Below are 18,365 nucleotides of genomic sequence, written 5' to 3'. Positions count from 1 at the left end.
GGGGAGTCTCCCCTATAATTTCCTTCGCTTTGGGACACGCAAGGTTTAGACCTTAGCTGCTCAACACCTTCGGGACGTGGCGCAGTTTGGTAGCGCGCCTGCTTTGGGAGCAGGATGTCGCAGGTTCAAATCCTGTCGTCCCGACCATATCTTGCGGGCGTAGTTCAATGGTAGAACCCCAGCCTTCCAAGCTGATGACGCGGGTTCGATTCCCGTCGCCCGCTCCATAGGATAGTTTTAACGGCTTTGGCTCCATTTGGTGCCAGAGCCGTTTTCATATACATGTCGGGGACCCCACATCCCCTCCTAAGTTGCGGTGAAATAGTTCCTGGACTAGCCGCAATAGCTGTTATCCAGGAACTATTTCACCGCAACTTATTGAGGCCGAGCGGGCTGGGTCGATGATGGGTTCTTTTGTCGAGAAGATGAGGGCGGCCGGTCAGGAGTCTGCGTAGGGTTTTGTGGTCGGTATACCGTAGCCGCGCATCATGGAGCCGAACGCTTTGACATCGTAGGTGTCTAAGAGCTTGAAATGAATGACGTTGTGGCCCATAGCACGCAGGTTCGCGTCGCGCACGAGGGCAGCTCGATAGGTTTTTGCCGCAGTATGTTCCGGATCATTTTGGGCATCGCCCTCAAACTTGCCCAGTCCATGCAGCTCAGCCAGCATCCAAGAGCCGTTTGGCATCTGCCAGCCGTAATCTGCCAAATAATAGCCGGTGTTTCCCGGTCGAGTGATTTCAACCTGAAGTTCGGGAGCGGCAACTCCTGCCATAATCATTGCCGCCCGTGCTTCGGATTCTCCACCGTTATCCGACCTGCCATCCATGTGTTCAAAAACGTCAAATGCGCGCGCGATGCCGTGCAATCCGCGGCAGTTCGCTTGTGCATATGCACGCAATTCTTCACGCTCGACACCGTACTCACGAGCCAACCCGTCGACATAGCCTAGTGCATATCGAAAAGCGCTCGTTCGGGCGATGTCGACCACCGTGCGATATGGATCCGTTAGCGTAAACGGGCCGAGCTGCCATACGTCGCCCGGTCGCCAGCGTCGGTATTCAACGAATTCGTACATATCGCGTCTGGTGGAACGCGGTAGCAGCACTTGCACCTTGTCGAGAAGCGAATATGCAGAACCGATGCCATAGAGCAGCGCCGCCGTTGCTCCACAAAACACGGCATCCGGTTCAACGACCGCAATAGCGGATGCCAATTGAAAGATGCGATCTTCGACGCCGAGGTCATTCCAATACGCGGGATCAGCGTAGACATGGTTGTAGAGTCGAATAATCATCTCTTTTTGCATGAGCGCGTAGGCACAGCGTTCGTCCCATTTTTTGGTAGCTACAAACAGGTGCCCGCCATGATGGGCCTCGAATAATCGGAAGAACAGCTCTGCTTGCGGTTTGGAACAGCGTTTATCATGACTCATTTTCGACCCCATGGTCTCGAGGGGGAGTGAATGACACTACGCTATCCCATATTTGGTCCGCCAGACCTTGCCATGAACTGACCAAAAGCTTGACGGGGCAGGTCAGAGCCATGAGCCAGAGCCAAACATATCGGCAAACGGTTGATTAGTGCCCCTCGGTGGCACTAAAAACCACCCTTACAGAAAGTTGCGGTGAAATAGTTCCTGAAAAGCTCGAATAAGCCTAAATCCAGGAACTATTTCACCGCAACTTAGGAGGGGATGGGGTTAGCTGCGAGGGCGGTGGCGGAGCTTGTCGATGGTGGAGTCGGTGCTTCGGCTGCGGGCTTCGGCGGCGCGGTCGCGGGCGTCGGCAGCGGTTTGGCGCTTGTGGCGGTAATCGATCATGCCTTGGATGATGGGCTTGCCAAAGCTCACGACATCGTCGTTATAGATGGCGGCACGGGCGGCAAGCAGACAGTCGGTAAAATCCATATGGGTCTTGCCAAAGAGTTTGATGGCAAGGGCGACAACGGTGGGCTCGTCGACCATGACGTCATCGAGCAACCTCTTCATGGCCGCAGCAATCTCAACGCGGGGAACCTTATAGACGTCGCGCAGCGTGACCACGACGCGCGTGATGATTTCGGGGTAGACACGTGCGGTGCGCGTGGCGATGGCCTTGGCGGCGCGCGGTGACAGGACCTCGTCGTCGTCAAGCAGGTAGCGAAGGATGACGGTCTCGTCGATGATGGTGCTACTCATGGATATCTACTTCCTCGGGACCCAAAATCGAATCGTCGCATTCTGTGGCAAGGTACTCAATCCAGGCATTGCGCTCCTCGGAGCGGCGATTGGGGTCCCCATATGCTTTGAGCGATCCATAGGCGGCGGTGCCGTCCTTTGAGCGCACGGCGACCGCCTGAAAGGGAAGCTTGCGCATCAAAATGCTCTGCGCGACAAATAGGCGAACGGCCTCGGCAAGCGATGTGCCCATGGCGTCGTAGAGGCGCTCGGCATGCTGTTTGTCCTCTTCGCGAATGCGCACCTGCAGGATGGCTCGTTTTTGCGTCGATGACATCACTGGCCTCCCTTAATGAGCGTGCAATATGAATGGTCAAATACAACATTGGCTAATAATAGCCAATCTTATAACCACTGCTTTATTGCACTCAAGTTAATGAGCGCGAAATATATATCAAACGTATTACATCCTTTATAAACGAGCATGAAATCTCCCCTGGATGTACGCGTGTAATACACTTACCTTTATAGCTACCCAAGAATAATCCTAACCAGACAAAACCCCTGCAATACACCCGTATTGCAGGGCCTATGCTCAAGTTTGCCACCTACAACTGCGTATATTTAACCTGTATATCGTTGGAGGAATTCTATCGAAGTGCTTGTTTCGCCGCATGCACTCGATACGCCGATGCCGGACCACGGGCGGTCCGGGGCAACGTCGACAGGGTCTCTCCGGCATGGGATTCAGGAGGGAGTGAACAACATGGGCAATAAACGAGTCGTAGCCGATTCTTCGCGCTGCATTGGGTGTCAAACCTGCATGGCGGCGTGCATCGAGGCACACGACATTCCCGGCAACATCGCCGCGCCGCGCCTGCGCGTGACGCGTACGTACGAGATCTCCGCACCGGTGGCTTGCCATCACTGCGAGGATGCCCCGTGCGCGAAGGCCTGCCCCACGGGTGCCTTGTTCTTTGATCCAAAGAACCATCGTATCGGCGTCAACGAGGACAACTGCATCGGCTGCAAGAGCTGCGTCATGGCATGCCCCTTTGGCGCCGTGAGCGTGGCGACCACGCAGGTTCCGGTCTTGATGGGCGACGTTCGCGTGGGTTCGCAGACCAAGAGCTTCGTGCTCAAGTGCGACCTGTGCGTGGACCGTCCCGGCGGTCCGGCGTGTGCCGAGGCGTGCCCGACCAAGGGCCTCACCCTGGTAGACGAGGAGCGCCTGGCGGAACTGACTGCCGAGCGTGCCCGCGCCACCATCGAAAACGAGGCGTAAGCGGGCGGCCATACAGGCCCAATGATTGTCAAATAAGTACCGAGTATTCGGTAGCAGAGAAAGGAAGGAGGGTGTCATGGAGAAGCATAAAGTGATCTGCCCGTATTGCGGCGCCGGTTGCCAGTTTAACCTCTTGGTCCAAAACGGCCAGGTCGTGGGTACCGAACCGCTCAACGGCATCACCAACCAGAGCGAGCTGTGCCTTAAGGGCATGAGCGGCTACGACTTCATCAACGACACCAAGATCTTGACTCCTCGCGTACTGCACCCGATGATCCGCCGCACCAAGGGCGCGGATCTTGAGCGCGTAAGCTGGGACGAGGCACTGGATTTCACCGCATCTAAGATGCAGGCCATAATTGACGAATATGGTCCTAACGCTGTCATGACCACCGGCTCTTCGCGAGGCGGCGGCAATGAGGCGAACTACGTCATGCAGAAGTTTACGCGTGCGTGCATCGGCACCCACAGCGTGGACAACTGCGCCCGTACTTGACACGGCCCTACTGTCCTCGGTCTGATGGACACGGTTGGTTCAGGTTGCATGTCATGCTCCATCCCCGGTATGGAGGATGCGGGCTGCATTTTCCTCTTCGGCTATAACCCTGCCGATTCGCACCCCATCGTCGCAAGGCGTATCGTGCGAGCCAAAGAAAAGGGTTGCAAGATCATCGTCGCCGACCCGCGCCATATCGAAACCGCGCGTATCGCCGATCTCTACCTTCCGATCAAGAACGGTTGCAATGTCGCGTTCCTCAACGCCTTTGCCAACTGCTTGGTCAACGATGGCCTCTACGACAAGAAATTCGTCGCCGAGCACACGAACGGCTTTGACGAGTGGTGGGAGACCATCAAGAATTACACTCCCGAATCCGTACAGGACATCACGGGTGTCGAGCCCGCGTTGATCCACCAAGCTGCCGAGATGTACGCCACGGCGAAGCCCTCTGCCATCATTGGCTGGGGTATGGGCGTATGCCAGCAGAAGCAGAACCTGAAGACGGTGCACACCATCGCCTCCATCGCCTGCGTTGCCGGTCAGATCGGCAAACCCAATTCCGGCCTCGCGCCCGTGCGCGGTCAGAACAACGTCCAGGGCTCCTGTGATATGGGCATGCTGCCCAACCTGTACCCTGGCTACCAGAAGGTCACCGACCCGGCTGTGCGTGCCAAGTTTGCCAAGGCTTGGGGCGTGCCCGAGGAAAAGCTCCCGCTCGAGGAGGGCTACAAGCTCACCGACCTGGGCCACCTGGTCGACGAGGGTAAGGTGCACTGCTTCTACAACTACGGCGAGGACCCGGTGCAGACCGAGCCCGATTCGGCCGGCATGCGCAAGACGCTCTCCGAGCTGGACCTGTTCATTTGCCAGGACATCTTTATGACGCAGACGACCATGCTCGCCGACGTCATCCTGCCCGCTACCTCTTGGGGCGAGCACGAGGGTGTCTTTACCGCATCCGACCGTAGCTTCCAGCACTTTGACGCGGCCGTTCCGCCCAAGGGCGAGTGCCGTCACGACTGGGAGATCTTCGCGGACCTGTCTACGCGCATGGGCTATCCCATGCACTACGACAACACCGAGCAGATCTGGAACGAGTGCATTAGCCTGTGCCCCAACTTTGTGGGCGCGACCTACGAGAAGATGGCTCCCGAGGGCGGTTACGCCCAGTGGCCCGTCAAGAGCACCGATGTGAACGACCGCGGTACGCCCGACATGTTCGCTGGTGGCAAGTTCACCACCAAGGACGGCCGCGCCAACCTGATGGCACACGACTGGGAGGCGCCCTCCGAGCTTCCCGACGATGAGTACCCGCTCATCCTGTGCACCGTCCGCGAGGTCGGCCACTACAGCTGCCGCTCGATGACCGGCAACTGCAAGACGCTGGCACTGCTTGCCGACGAGCCCGGCTTTGTCCGCATGAATCCCGCGGACGCCCAGGCACGCGGCATCAAGAATGGCGACATCGTCTCGATCCACAGCCGCCGCGGCCAGGTATACAGCCGCGCCGACGTGAGCGACCGCATCAACAAGGGCACGGTCTATATGACCTACCAGTGGTGGATCGGCAAGTGCAACGAGCTGACCATGCACAAGGTCGACCCGGTCTCGCATACGCCCGAGGACAAGTTCTCCGCCTGCCAGGTCGACGCTATCGCCGACCAGGTCTGGGCCGAGGGCGAGGTCGAGCGTCAGTACACCGAGCTCAAGCAGGCTCTGGTGGACGCCGCCGCTCCCCAGGACGTTGAGCCTGGCGCCGCCAAGTTCGACGACGAGACGCACGTGAATCAAATCGTGTAGTCCCGTTCTCGTTGGCTTTTTGGGCCGGGCGTCCCGTACGTTCGGGAGCCCGGCCCGTTATTTTGAAAGGAAGTGGGGATGAACCGCTTCATCGACATCAACCCGGAGAGGTGCATCGGCTGCGGAACATGCCAGTCCGCCTGTGCCGACGCCCACCGGATGCAGGGTCTTCAGGATACGCCGCGCCTGGCGCTCGTGAAGACCGGCGGTATTTCGGCCGCCCTTGCCTGCCACCATTGCGAGGGTGCCCCCTGCGCCGAGGTCTGCCCGGTGAATGCCATCGAGCACGATGGCGATCGCATCCACGTCAAGGAGCAGGAGTGCATCGGGTGCAGGCTGTGCGCCATCGCGTGCCCCTTCGGAGCCATCCATCCCGATGGCACGTCTATCGCCGGTGTCGCAGGCATGTGCGACCCGACGCCTTCGTATCCTAAGTCCCTGAGCAGCCTGCTTACGTGGGCTCCCGGCCAGTACACCTGCGCTGTTAAGTGCGACCTGTGCGCCTTCGATCCGGACGGTCCGCATTGTGTGGCGGCGTGCCCCACCAAGGCGCTGACCGTCATGGGCGGCGCGGCCGATCGCGAGCTCGACGAGGCCAAGCGCCTGCGCTCGATCGAAAACGGTCCGGTCGTCGACGTTACCGCTGTGGCCCAGGGTCTGTCCGAGAAAGCAGAAGGGAGCGTAAACAATGGATAGCATGACGCTGTTTATCGCATCGCTTGCCGTCTCGTGCGTCGGTGCGCTCGCCTCGGTTCTGCTGATTAAGGCCGACAACGCCGCCAAGACCGCCGGCTGCCTGATCGGCGCCGTCGCGGCCGTGCTGTCGTTCATCGCGGGCCTCGAGGCCGTGCTTGGCGACGTTTCGTCCCTCAACACGGTCTTCTTCTTCCCGTTCGCCCGTCTCGAGCTCTTGCTCAACGGCCTTGCGGGCCTGATCGTGGTCCTCATCTCGATTCTCGCCTTTGCGGGCTTCATCTACGGTCTGTCCTACTTCGACGAGTACCCGGGCAAGGTCGGGCGCGCCGGCTTCTTTATGAACACCTTCGTCGCCTCGATGATGCTCGTCATCACCGCCGACAACGTGTTCTGGTTCCTGGTCGCCTTTGAGCTCATGTCCCTTACGAGCTACTTCCTTGTCGTTATCGAGGAGAACAAGAACTCCATTAGGGGCGGTTGGCTCTACTTCGTCATCGCGCACGTGGGCTTCGTTCTCATCATGGCGAGCTTCCTGCTCATGACCAACGGCGTGGGCGGTTCCTTCAGCTTCAGTGATTTCCGTACGCATGACTTTGGACCCGCCGTCTCCTCCGCGTGCTTCGTCCTCGCGTTCTTCGGATTTGGCGCGAAGGCCGGTATCATTCCGCTGCACTCCTGGCTGCCCCAGGCGCACCCCGAGGCGCCGTCCAACGTGTCCGCCCTCATGTCCGGCGGCATGATCAAGATCGGCATCCTGGGAATCCTCAAGGTCGGTCTCGACCTGCTCGCGGGTTCGGGCGTCCAGCTCTGGTGGGGCCTCATGGTCCTGGTCTTCGGATCCATCTCGTCGGTCCTGGGTGTCGTTTACGCCCTACACGAGCACGACATCAAGCGCCTGCTTGCCTATCACTCCGTCGAGAACATCGGCATCATCTTGCTCGGTGTCGGCGCGTCCATGACGGCGCACGCCCTGGGCAACGACGTCATCGCGACGATCGCGCTCATGGCCGCCCTCTACCACACGCTCAACCACGCCATGTTCAAGGGCGAGCTGTTCCTCGGCGCGGGCTCCCTGCTCTATGCCACGGGTACGCGCAACATGGAGAAGATGGGCGGTCTGTTCCGCCGCATGCCGGTCACGGCCGTCTGCTTCCTCATCGGTGCCCTTGCCATCTCGGCCATCCCGCCGCTCAACGGCTTCGTTTCCGAGTGGTTCACCTACCAGTCCCTGTTCAACATCTCGACGCTCTCCGACCCGGTCGTCATGGTGTTCGCCGTCGCCTCCGCGGCCGCCCTCGCCATCACCGGTGCCCTGGCCGTCACGTGCTTCGTGAAGGCCTACGGCGTCTCGTTCGCGAGCAGCCCTCGTTCCCAGGAGGCCGCGAACGCCAAGGAGTCCCCGGCTCCGATGTTGTTCTCGCAGATGCTCCTCGCGGCCATCTGCGTGGTACTGGGAATCGGCTCCCCGGTCATCGCCCCGGTTCTGGGCGACGTCGCCCAGAGCGTGCTTGCCGGCTCCGCCGTCACAGCCACCTCGGGCGTGTCTCTCGTGAACGAGATTTCCGGTGCCGCCACCTCCACCCCCGCGATCGCCATCGCGCTCGTGGTCCTCACCGGCCTCGCGTTCGCGTTGAGGTCCTGCCTCGGCGCCAAGGCCCCCGCTAAGAAGACCGACCCTTGGGCGTGCGGCTACGAGCCCAACGAGCACATGCCCGTCGTCGCCACGAGCTTCGCGTCCGACGTCGAACTCTTCATGGGCCCGCTCTACACCCTGCGCGAGGTATGCACCAAGATCTGCTGGTCCATCGCGCACGTGTTCCAGAAGCTCACCGGTGTCGCCCAGGGCGTCGAGCCCCTGCCCGACCGTTTCCTGGTCGATGCACCGAGCGAGGGTGCCGACAAGCTGGCCGGCCTCGCCTCCAAGATCGAGGGCGGCAACTACTCCGTATACATCTGCTACATCGTCGCGGCGCTCGTGGTCTTCCTCGTGCTCGCCGTGGTCATGGTCTAGAGAGGGGAGAGGATATTATGAACATCGTTCTTGCGATGGCGCAGGGCCTCGTGGTCATGCTGGTCGCGCCCTTCTTCTCCGGCCTCGCCCGTGTGATTCGCGCGAAGATGCACAATCGCCGCGGTCCGTCCATCCTTCAGGATTACCGGGACCTCGCGAAGCTCATGGCGCGTCCCGAGTCCGTGAGTTCCGACTCGAGCTTCGTGCTGCGCATCATGCCGCCGCTGTTCCTCGCGGTGTCGTTTATGCTCGCCATGGGCCTGCCCATGTTCACGCTCCAGAGCCCCATGCCCGTCTTTGGTGACGCCATCACCATCATGTACGCGCTCGCGCTGTCCCGCTTCTTCTTCGCGCTGTCCGGCGTGGATTCCTCCAACGCCTACGCGGGCTTCGGCGGTATCCGCGAGCTCCTCATGAGCGTGCTCATCGAGCCGTCCATGCTCATCGCGCTGTTCACCGTCGCCATCGTGTGCGGCTCCACGGACATTGCGACCATGGGTCAGCACATCGTTACGGGCAACGTCTCGAGCGTCGTCGCCGTTATCCTCGCCGGCGTCGCCTTCGCGGCCGCCTGTTACATGGAGCTCGGCAAGCTTCCGTTCGATCAGGCCGAAGCCGAGCAGGAGCTCCAGGAGGGCCCGCTCGCCGAGCTCTCCGGCCCGTCCCTGGCCATGATGAAGCTCGCCATGGGCATGAAGCAGGTCGTGGTCGTCGCTTGGTTCACCTCCATCTTCATCCCCTGGGGAGAGCCCGCGACCATCGGCGTCACCGCTCTCGTGGGCGCCGTCGTCTTCCTCGTCAAGTGCCTGGTCGATTTCGTCGTCTGCGGCGTGCTCGAGAACTCCGTTTCCCGTTCGCGCTTCAAGGTGCTCGGTAACCAGACCTGGGCCGTCGTCGGCATCGCGGTCCTCGCGTTCGTCTTCGTCGTCGTAGGCGTGTAGGGAGAAGGGAGAAACTATGTCAATCGAATCGAGCTTGTCCCTCTTTGCCATGGTGGCGATCGCCGTCCCCATGCTGGGCTCCCTGCTCATCGTCATGCTGCCGCGTCCCTACGCTAAATGGATCTGCGCCTTTGCCGGCGGCATCGCCACGGTCGCTTCCGTTGGCTTGGCCGCGACGTTTGCCGGAAACGGCATGAACGCGGTCGATGTAACCTGGGCGAGTATGGGCCAGACCTTGGTCATGGGCTTCATATTCGACCGGATGAGCACGCTGCTCGCACCCGCGTTCGTCGCTATCGGCCTGCTCGTCGTCATCTATTCGTTCCCGTACATGAGCGATAAGAATAAGGAGCATCCCGACGCGCCCCGTCGTCGCTTCTACGTGTACTTCTCCACGTTCATCGGCGCCATGGCCGGTCTCGCCTACAGCTCCACCATCGTCGGCCAGCTCGTTTTCTTCGAGATCACCGGTGTGTGCTCCTGGGGCCTCATCAGCTACTACATGACGCCCACGGCCAAGAAGGCCGGTATGAAGGCGCTCATCATCACCCATATCGGCGCTCTGGGACTCTACATCGGCGCGGCCTTCCTGTTCGCCGGAACCGGCACGTTCGCGCTGAGCGCGATCTCCCAGCTCGATTCCGGTATGAAGACCGTCGTGCTGCTGCTCATCCTGTTCGCTGCTTGGGCCAAGTCCGCCCAGTTCCCGCTCTACATGTGGCTGCCCTCCGCAATGGAGGCCCCCACGCCCGTTTCCGCCTACCTTCATGGCGCGTCCATGGTTAAGGTCGGCGTGTGCGTGTTCGCCCGCGCTCTTGCGAGCGCCGGCGATATCCCCGAGATCGTCGGTTGGGTCGCCATCATCGACGCCGTCGTGACCATGCTCTTCGGCTTCCTCATGTACCTGCCCCAGAAGGATATGAAGCGCCTGCTCGCCTTCTCGACGATCGCGCAGCTCGCCTACGTGTTCTTTGGCCTGGGCCTCTCCGTGTTCGGAAGCCAGATGGCGTTTAACGGCGCCGTCGAGCACATCTTCAACCACGCGTTCACCAAGACCCTGTTCTTCCTCATCGCTGGCTCTCTCAGCTTCACGCTGGGAACCCGTATGCTGCCCAAGATCCAGGGCCTCATGAAGAAGTACCCGGTCACGGGCGTGGGCTTTGCGGTCGCCGCGACCGCTATCGCCGGCGTGCCCCCCATGAGCACGTTCTTTTCCAAGTTCCAGATCATTTCCGGTGGCTTCGCGGTTGGTGCTACCAACACGGTCATCTTTGTCCTCGTGTGCGTCATGGTCGTCGAGACCGTCGCCACCTTCGCATGGTTCCTGCGTTGGATGGGTAAGGTCCTGCCCGGTGAGCCGAGCGAGACCGTGGCCGCCGGCCAGCCCCTTCCGCGCGCCATGGCGTTCGTGTTCGTCGTCCTCATGATCATGGTCGTCGTCGCCGGTCCTCTGTCCTCTAGTTGGATGGGTTAGGAGGTAGGACATGGGTTATTCGTTAGTCAATATCCTGGGCGGTCTTCTGATCGTGACCTCCACCATGGTGGTCGTCTCGAAGACCATCCCGTCCGCCATTAAGTGGTACGCGATCCAGTCGGTTGTCCTGGTGGGCGTGCTGCTCACCCTGGGCCTCACCACCGGTGCCACCGAGCTTCTCATGTGGGCCGCGTCGGCCTTCGTCACCAAGGTGATCCTCGTTCCGTTCATTCTCAACCGTGCCTACAAAAAGATGGGTTCGCCTGCCGATAGCACGCTGACCTCCTCCATCAAGCCGGCCTGGACCATCATCCTCACCGGTCTGGAGGTGGCCATCTGCTTCACGGTGGTCACGCGCCTGAGCCTGCCCACCGCCGAGGTGGCTACTCCGGCCCTCGCCATCAGCTTCGCGCACTTCTTCGTCGGCCTCACGTGCATCATCTCCCAGCGCAACATCCTCAAGCAAATCTTCGGGTACTGCCTTATGGAGAACGGTAGCCACGTGACGCTCGCCCTGCTCGCGCCCACGGCCCCCGAGATCATCGAGATCGGCATCGCCACCGACGCCATTTTCGCCGTCATCATCATGTCCGCCGTCGTCGTGAGGATCTGGAACGACACCAAGTCGCTCGACTCCCACGACCTGACCGAATTGAAGGGGTAGGCCATGGATGTTTCAATGCTGACGGTCGCCCTGCTCGCTTGTCCCCTCGTGTTCTCCCTGATTATGGCTGCGCTCCCCAAGACGACGTCCTACAGCGTCTTTGCGGGGCTCAACACCATCTCCGTCGCGGCGACCCTCGTCCTTTCGGTCGTCACCGCGGGAACCATGCTCTCGAGCGGGCAGAATATCGACGCTTTGGGCCTGTGGCTCCATCTCGATTCGCTCTCGTCGATCTTCGTCCTTCTGGTAGGCATCATCGGGTTCATCACCGGCGTGTACTCCATCTCCTATATCAAGATCGATATCGAGGAGAAGACCATGCCGGCCGAGCGCACCAAGCAGTACTACGCGCTGTTCAGCCTGTTCGTCTTCACGATGCTGCTCGCCTGCCTGTCCAACAACATCATCCTCACCTGGGCGGCGGTCGAGGCCACTACGCTGTCGACCGTGTTCCTCGTGGGCATCTACAAGAACAAGCAGGCGCTCGAGGCGTCTTGGAAGTACGCGATGGTCTGCACCGCCGGTGTGGCCTTCGGCCTGTTCGGCACGCTGCTCATCTACGCGAACGCCGCCGATATCATGCCCAACGCGCATGAGGCCGCCTTCCTCACCTCCATCATGCCCTACGCCGACCAGTTCGACCCGATGCTCGTGCGCCTCGCGTTCGCGTTCATCGTCATCGGCTTCGGCACCAAGGCGGGCCTGTTTCCCATGCACACCTGGCTGCCCGACGCGCACTCCCAGGCTCCGAGCCCGGTCTCCGCGCTGCTCTCGGGCGTGCTGCTCAAGTGCGCCATGCTGGTGATCATCCGCTTCTACTCCCTGTCCATCATCACGGTGGGCGACACCTATCCGCGAACGCTCCTGCTCATCCTGGGCACGCTGTCCATCCTGGTGGCTGCCCTGTGCATCTTCAAGCAGGACGATATCAAGCGCCGCTTCGCGTACTCCTCCGTCGACAACGTCGGCGTGGTCGCGCTGTGCCTGGGTATCGGTGGCCCGCTCGGTATCGCCGCCTGCCTGCTGCACTGCATCTTCCACGGCTTCACGAAGGCGCTCGCCTTCTGCATGGCCGGTAACATCCAGCACATCTACCACACCCGCGACCTGAACAAGATCAAGGGCGTCGTCGAGATCGCTCCCGTCACGGCAGCGCTCACCATCATCGCCCTGCTCGCGCTCGCCGCCTTCCCGCCGTTCGCCCTGTTCATCTCCGAGTTCCTCACCTTCGTGGCCGGCGTTCAGTCCGGTCCCATCTGGGTGGTCGTGCTCGTGGCCATCGGCCTCACCGGCGTGTACTTCGCCCTTACCGGCATCGCGCTCAAGTCCATCTTCGGCAAGGCGCCCGAGGGCATGAAGCGCCACGAGGTGCCCGCCCTCATGATCATCCCCGAGATCGCCCTCGCGATCGTGGTCATGTGGTTCGGTATCGCCACCCCGGTCGCCATCACGAGCGGCGTCGAGGATGCAACGTCCGTCGTTTTGAACCAGAGCGTCGAAGAGCTCCACGAGGCCCCTCTCTACCGCATGGTGTTCAGTTCCCAGACCAAGACAAGTGAGGTGAATTAGCACCATGGCAGAACCTGAAAAGAAGGACTACGCTCGTCGCTGCGAAAGCCACGTCGAGGCCCTGCGTGCTGCAGTGCCGGGCGCTATCGAGAAGGTCGAATGGCAGTGCGAGGACCAGCTGACGATTACCGTCAAGCAGGACAAGCTGCCCGAGGCCGTCCACTACCTGTACTACGAGCGCTACGGCTGGATTCCCGTGATCATCGGCAACGATGAGCGCAGCCTGTGCGGCCGTTACGCCGTGTACTACGTCATCTCCATGGAGGGGGAGGACCCCGGCTGGGTGACCGTGCGCACCGAGGTCGATCCCGCCAAGATGACGTTCCCGTCCGTGACGCCGTTCGTCCCCGCCTGCGTGTGGGGCGAGCGCGAGCTGCGCGACATGTTCGGCCTGATCCCCGAGGGTCTGCCCGACCGTCGTCGCCTGGTGCTGCCCGATGACTGGCCCAGCGGCCTGTACCCGCTGCGCAAGGACTCCATGGACTACCGTTTCCGTCCCGCTCCCGCGAGCGACATGGAAAACTACGAGTTCTTGGCCGATACCAAGGGCAAGGAGACGACGCTCGTCCCCATGGGCCCGCTGCACATTACCTCCGATGAGCCTGGCCACTTCCGCCTGTTTGTCGAGGGCGAGACGATCGTCGACGCCGACTACCGTCTGTTCTACGTGCACCGCGGCATGGAGAAGGTCGCCGAGACGCGCCTGAACTATGACGCTGTGACGTTCCTCGCCGACCGCATCTGCGGCATCTGCGGCTGCGCCCACTCGGTGGCCTATTCCGAGGCCGTCGAGCGCGCCCAGGGCATTCATGTCCCGCCGCGCGCCCAGTACATCCGTGCCATCATGCTCGAGGTCGAGCGTCTGCACTCGCATCTGCTCAACATTGGCCTGGCGTCGCACTACACGGGCTTCGACTCCGGCTTCCAGCAGTTCTTCCGCGTCCGCGAGAAGTCCATGGACCTGGCCGAGAAACTCTCCGGTCACCGCAAGACCTACGGCCTCAACGTGATCGGCGGCGTGCGTCGCGACATTTTGGCCGAGCAGAAGCTCTCCACGCTCACGACCATCCACCAGCTGCGCTCCGAGGTTCAGGAACTCGTCGACGTCTTGCTCTCCACGCCCAACTTCATTGAGCGTACGAGTGGCATCGGCATCTTGGATCGCAAGATCGCACGCGACTTCTCGCCGGTCGGCCCGCTCATGCGTGGCTCGGGCTATGCCCGCGACGTGCGCTTTGACCATCCCTTCGACGGCTACGCCGATCCGGACGTCCAAAAGATGCACGCCGCCACGGCCGACACCTGCGATGCCTTCGGCCGTACCGCCGTTCGCATCCAGGAGGTCTATGATTCGATCGACATGATCGAGACCATGCTCGAGAACTGCCCGTCGGGCCCCATCCTCACCACGGATTGGGAGTACACCCCGCACAAGTACGCCATCGGCGCCACCGAGGCGCCGCGCGGCGAGGACGTGCACTGGGCCATGCTCGGCAACAACCAGAAGTGCTACCGCTGGCGCGCCAAGGCCGCCACGTACAGCAACTGGCCGGTCCTGCGCTACATGTTCCGCGGCAACACCGTGGGTGACGCTGCGTTGATCGTCGGCTCGCTCGACCCGTGCTACTCCTGCACCGACCGCGTGACGGTGACCGATGTCGCCGCCAAGCGCGACCACGTGCTCGATAAGGAGCAGTTCGAGAACGTCTGGCGCGACAAGTCGCCGCTTGCGGGCGAGGGCACCATGGCCGCTCCGCTCGATGAGGAGGCGCTCTAATATGCTGAAGCTTTGGAAGGTTAACGCCAAGGCCGGCGACGCGACGGTTAAGTACCCGTTTGCGCCGTTTCCCACCAACAAGGACATGCGCGGCAAGCCCGAGCACAATGCCGAGCTCTGCATCGCCTGCGGTGCCTGCGGCGTGGCGTGCCCGGCCGATGCCATTCGCATGGACACCGACCTTGCGGCCGATACCATTACCTGGTCGATCGACTACGGCCGCTGCATCTTTTGCGGCCGCTGCGAGGAAGCCTGCCCCATGGAGGCCATCAAGCTCACCGAGGAGTTTGAACTGGCCGTCATGAGCAAGGATGACCTCACCAGCAAGAGCGTCTATACGCTCGAGCATTGCTCGCGTTGCGGCAAGCCGTTTGCCCCGCACAAGGAAATCGACTACGCCAAGCGCCTGCTGCAAAAGGCCGGCGGCATGGAGGCCGAGCAGGCCGCCCGTACCGTCGGTATGTGCCAGGAGTGCAAGCGCGAGCTCGACGCCCTGCGCGCCGTCTCGGCCGTAAAGACCGGCAACGCACACGGCATGGCTGCCAACGAGACGCTTGCGTCCGGCGAGCCCCAGGGCCCCGGCATGGAGTATCTGGGCGGCCACGGCGTGAACCCGGAGTATATCGACCGCGAGCTCAACCCCGATGCGCCCGAGATTCCCGCCGGTCCTGCGCCGGTCGAGGGCATCATCATGGATTTTGATACGAAGGAGGAGTAACCATGGCCGAACCCACGCTTTTGCCCGAGCGGCTTCAGTACCGCCCGACCAAGATCGAGCTCGACGAGAGCATCGAGAAAGCCAAGGCGACCCTTCTTAAGAAGATCAAGCGCTCGGTGTATGTCTACCGTGTTGACTGCGGCGGCTGCAACGGCTGCGAGATCGAGATCTTCGGTTCCATCACGCCCGTCTTCGACGTCGAGCGCTTTGGCATCAAGGTCGTGCCCTCGCCCCGTCACGCCGATGTGCTGCTGTACACCGGTGCCGTGACGCGTGCCATGCGCATGCCGGCCCTGCGCGCCTTTGAGGCCGCACCCGATCCTAAGATCGTGGTGTCCTATGGCGCGTGCGGCTGCACCGGTGGCATCTTCTACGACAACTATTGCGTCTGGGGCGGCACGGACAAGATTCTGCCGGTCGATGTCTACATCCCCGGCTGCCCGCCCAGCCCCGCGCAGACCATCTACGGCTTTGCCATGGCGCTCGGTCTGCTGGACCAAAAGCTCCATGCCGAGACCACGGTGGAGGCCGCCGGCGAGCAGGCCGATATCCTGCATCCCGGCGTGCCGTACAAGCTGCGCGTTGCCATTGAGCGCGAGGCTCGCGCCATGAGCGGCTATCGTTACGGCCGCGACCTGGCCAATGAGTTTATGGATACGCTCGAGGGCGCGCCCAAGGGCGATATCCGCGGTGCCATGGCGCTGCTCATCGACAAGCAAGATGATCCGCGCCGCGTCGAGGTGTACTCGGCGCTGCAGGATCTGGTGCTGGCCGGAGGTCGCTAGATGGAGCTCACGGACCGCTCTGGTTACTTTGCGGGCCCCGGTATGCTCGGCGGCTCTTTTGGCGATGCCTCGCGCGCAAGCGACGAGGCCGCCGAGGGCGTCGCCGACCCCTGCCTGGGCCACGCGCCCGACCAGGTGGTCTTTTACGAGCTCACGCGTAAGTTTGTGGAGACCGAGGAAGACGTTCCCCAGGAGGCCTGCGACGTGCTGTACTACACGCTCGCCGTGGGCCACCACACCGGCGTGCTCGACTGCTTTGAGCCGCGCCTGTCGGTGCCGGTGGATGTGTTCTATTCGCTCGTCGATGCGTTGCCGGAGGGGGAGGCCAAAACCAAGTTCGAGGCCATCCACTCCTTTGGCGAGTGCCAGCTCGACAAGGCGGCGGTGCCGTCGCTGCTCGAGGCCTGCGATATGCTGCTCGACGAGCGCGGTTTTCGCGGTTCGGCCAAGGCCGGCATCTCGGTGTTCGACGACGACTTTGGCCTGCATGCCCAGCAGGTCGCGTTCTTAATGAAGTTTCGCGATCTGGTTGAGCGCGTGCGCGATGTGTCGGGCGTGTATCTGACGGGAAGGTTGCAGTAATGGGTCGCGTTGTGGATGGTCGTGTGAACGGCGCCCCATTTGCGGGTATCGTGCTCACGGCGGGAAGCGTGCTGCGCGCCGACGATGCCGCCGGCCCCGTGCTCTCCAAAAAGATGGAGGACACGCCTATCGCCGGTTGGTACACCATCGACGGCGGTCAGACGCCCGAGGATGACATCATCGAGGTCAAGCGCGAGCGTCCGCCGCGTTTGGTTTTGGTCGATGCCGCCGACATGGCGCTGCCCGTCGGCGCCATCCGCTTGCTCGATAAGACCGACGTCGCGCGCAAATCGATGTTCACCACGCATTCGCTTCCTTTGTCGATTCTGATCGAAGAGATTGAGCAATCGTGTGATGATATCGTCTTCGTCGGGATTCAGCCGGGCGACACGGAGTTCTACAACCCCATGTCCCCGGAAGTCTTTGAGGCCGTCGACGCCGTGTACGACGCCGTGGCCGCCAACGACTTTTCCCACTTTGTCCGCTTGGGGCAAGAGCAATAGGAGCGCTTGTTCCTGCTGATTAGGAAAGAAGTGATTGACATGGCAGATTCCAAGGTGGAGTACCCCGCTCCCGATTGCCTGGCGCCCGCCGCGATCGAGGCCAAGACCGAGACCGCCGGCGTGACCAAGGCTAACCTGCCGGTCGCCAAGGCCTTTCTGTTGGCAATGTTCGCCGGCGCGTTTATCGCCTTCGGTGGCCTGTTCTTTACCGTGTTCTTGAGCGATAGCACGCTCGGCTGGGGTGCCCAGCGCGTCGTGGGCGGCCTGTGCTTTTGCCTGGGCCTGGTGCTGGTACTGGTGTGTGGCGCCGAGTTGTTCACCGGCAATTCTCTTATGGTCTGCGCGCTCAAGAGCAAAAAGATCACCCTTGTCCAGATGCTTAAGGCCTGGGTCGTCGTGTGGGTCGGCAATTTTGTCGGTGCTCTGTTCATCGTCTTTTTGGTGTACATGGCCGGCATCTATAAACTCAACGGCGAGGCGGTCGCCAACTCCATGGTGAGCGTCGCCGCCGGCAAGGTGACGATCGACTGGGTGACGATCTTCTTCCGTGGCATCCTGTGCAACATCTTTGTGTGCCTGGCCGTGTGGATCGGTACCGCCGGTAAGACCGTGGTCGATAAGGTTGTGGGCATTTTGCTGCCCATCGCTGCCTTTGTGGCCTGCGGTTTTGAGCACTGCGTTGCCAACATGTACTTTTTGCCCATGGGTGCCGTGATGCACGCGTGCGGCTATGGTGCCAAGGTTGCCGGGGCCGATGCGCTCAACGTCGCGGGTATTGCGTTTAACCTATCCGCCGCCACGCTGGGCAACATCGTGGGCGGTGCGGTTCTGATCGCGCTCGGCTATTGGTTTGTCTACGCCAAGAAGTCCGAGGCGTAAGGTACCGCCTGTTTGACGTTGGCC

17 protein-coding genes and 2 tRNA genes are annotated in these 18,365 nt (G+C 61.5%); 16 read left to right on the top strand and 3 right to left on the bottom strand.

What is annotated here, in order from left to right; genetic code table 11:
• Positions 1-70 precede the first annotated feature (70 nt).
• Positions 71-147 (top strand) — tRNA-Pro (locus ABG996_RS00605).
• Between the two features lie 6 nt (positions 148-153).
• Positions 154-227, top strand: a tRNA-Gly gene (locus ABG996_RS00600).
• Between the two features lie 212 nt (positions 228-439).
• Here ABG996_RS00600 and ABG996_RS00595 read toward each other — a convergent pair.
• The 3 genes from ABG996_RS00595 to ABG996_RS00585 all read right to left on the bottom strand — a co-directional run bounded on the left by ABG996_RS00595 (position 440) and on the right by ABG996_RS00585 (position 2,495).
• Positions 440-1,435, bottom strand: coding sequence for a hypothetical protein (locus ABG996_RS00595; RefSeq protein ID WP_347478388.1), 996 nt, complete (start codon positions 1,433-1,435; stop codon positions 440-442).
• A 267-nt stretch (positions 1,436-1,702) separates the two neighbouring features.
• Complete coding sequence (locus ABG996_RS00590; RefSeq protein WP_347478389.1) at positions 1,703-2,179, bottom strand: type II toxin-antitoxin system VapC family toxin; 477 nt, start codon at positions 2,177-2,179, stop codon at positions 1,703-1,705.
• Positions 2,172-2,495 carry a type II toxin-antitoxin system RelB/DinJ family antitoxin gene (locus tag ABG996_RS00585; protein ID WP_347478390.1) on the bottom strand — a complete coding sequence of 108 codons (324 nt, stop codon included), beginning with the start codon at positions 2,493-2,495 and terminating at the stop codon, positions 2,172-2,174. Before ABG996_RS00585 ends, ABG996_RS00590 begins: the two co-directional genes overlap by 8 nt.
• A 429-nt stretch (positions 2,496-2,924) precedes the next feature.
• Between ABG996_RS00585 and ABG996_RS00580 the strand changes: the two genes are divergently transcribed.
• The 14 genes from ABG996_RS00580 to ABG996_RS00515 all read left to right on the top strand — a co-directional run bounded on the left by ABG996_RS00580 (position 2,925) and on the right by ABG996_RS00515 (position 18,341).
• Positions 2,925-3,443, top strand: coding sequence for a 4Fe-4S dicluster domain-containing protein (locus tag ABG996_RS00580; RefSeq protein WP_022095206.1), 519 nt, complete (start codon positions 2,925-2,927; stop codon positions 3,441-3,443).
• 76 nt (positions 3,444-3,519) lie between these two features.
• Positions 3,520-5,742 (top strand): formate dehydrogenase subunit alpha, encoded by a 2,223-nt coding sequence (gene fdhF / locus ABG996_RS00575; RefSeq protein ID WP_347478391.1) that lies wholly within the window; start codon positions 3,520-3,522, stop codon positions 5,740-5,742.
• Positions 5,743-5,820: 78 nt separating this feature from the next.
• A complete protein-coding gene (locus tag ABG996_RS00570; protein ID WP_022095203.1) occupies positions 5,821-6,438 on the top strand; it encodes a 4Fe-4S dicluster domain-containing protein in 618 nt (205 codons plus the stop codon).
• Complete coding sequence (hyfB, locus tag ABG996_RS00565; protein ID WP_347478392.1) at positions 6,431-8,449, top strand: hydrogenase 4 subunit B; 2,019 nt, start codon at positions 6,431-6,433, stop codon at positions 8,447-8,449. Before ABG996_RS00570 ends, hyfB begins: the two co-directional genes overlap by 8 nt.
• Positions 8,450-8,466: 17 nt before the next feature.
• Positions 8,467-9,390 (top strand): respiratory chain complex I subunit 1 family protein, encoded by a 924-nt coding sequence (locus ABG996_RS00560; RefSeq protein ID WP_006234113.1) that lies wholly within the window; start codon positions 8,467-8,469, stop codon positions 9,388-9,390.
• 16 nt (positions 9,391-9,406) lie between these two features.
• A complete protein-coding gene (locus ABG996_RS00555) occupies positions 9,407-10,864 on the top strand; it encodes a hydrogenase 4 subunit D (protein ID WP_006234112.1) in 1,458 nt (485 codons plus the stop codon).
• A 10-nt stretch (positions 10,865-10,874) separates the two neighbouring features.
• A complete protein-coding gene (hyfE, locus tag ABG996_RS00550; RefSeq protein ID WP_347478393.1) occupies positions 10,875-11,528 on the top strand; it encodes a hydrogenase 4 membrane subunit in 654 nt (217 codons plus the stop codon).
• A 3-nt stretch (positions 11,529-11,531) separates the two neighbouring features.
• The gene (locus ABG996_RS00545; protein ID WP_035138046.1) at positions 11,532-13,097 is read left to right on the top strand and encodes a hydrogenase 4 subunit F; all 1,566 of its coding nucleotides are present in this window, start codon (positions 11,532-11,534) and stop codon (positions 13,095-13,097) included.
• Positions 13,098-13,101: 4 nt separating this feature from the next.
• Positions 13,102-14,874 carry a hydrogenase large subunit gene (locus ABG996_RS00540; protein WP_347478394.1) on the top strand — a complete coding sequence of 591 codons (1,773 nt, stop codon included), beginning with the start codon at positions 13,102-13,104 and terminating at the stop codon, positions 14,872-14,874.
• 1 nt (position 14,875) lies between these two features.
• On the top strand, positions 14,876-15,592 hold the full coding sequence (locus ABG996_RS00535) for a formate hydrogenlyase complex iron-sulfur subunit (protein ID WP_347478395.1): 717 nt from the start codon (positions 14,876-14,878) through the stop codon (positions 15,590-15,592).
• A 2-nt stretch (positions 15,593-15,594) separates the two neighbouring features.
• The gene (locus tag ABG996_RS00530; RefSeq protein WP_022095195.1) at positions 15,595-16,377 is read left to right on the top strand and encodes an NADH-quinone oxidoreductase subunit B family protein; all 783 of its coding nucleotides are present in this window, start codon (positions 15,595-15,597) and stop codon (positions 16,375-16,377) included.
• The gene (locus tag ABG996_RS00525) at positions 16,378-16,959 is read left to right on the top strand and encodes a formate hydrogenlyase maturation HycH family protein (RefSeq protein WP_347478396.1); all 582 of its coding nucleotides are present in this window, start codon (positions 16,378-16,380) and stop codon (positions 16,957-16,959) included. It abuts the gene before it with no gap.
• A complete protein-coding gene (gene hycI, locus ABG996_RS00520; protein WP_215693726.1) occupies positions 16,959-17,462 on the top strand; it encodes a hydrogenase maturation peptidase HycI in 504 nt (167 codons plus the stop codon). The genes ABG996_RS00525 and hycI overlap by 1 nt, the downstream gene beginning before the upstream one ends.
• A gap of 39 nt (positions 17,463-17,501) precedes the next feature.
• A complete protein-coding gene (locus ABG996_RS00515) occupies positions 17,502-18,341 on the top strand; it encodes a formate/nitrite transporter family protein (RefSeq protein WP_347478397.1) in 840 nt (279 codons plus the stop codon).
• The last annotated feature ends 24 nt before the right edge of the window (positions 18,342-18,365 follow it).

This window comes from Collinsella aerofaciens (genome assembly GCF_039836695.1).
Lineage (GTDB): Bacteria > Actinomycetota > Coriobacteriia > Coriobacteriales > Coriobacteriaceae > Collinsella > Collinsella aerofaciens_BD.
Note: the sequence above shows the minus strand (reverse complement) of the source record. Positions and strands in the feature narration are given on the sequence as shown.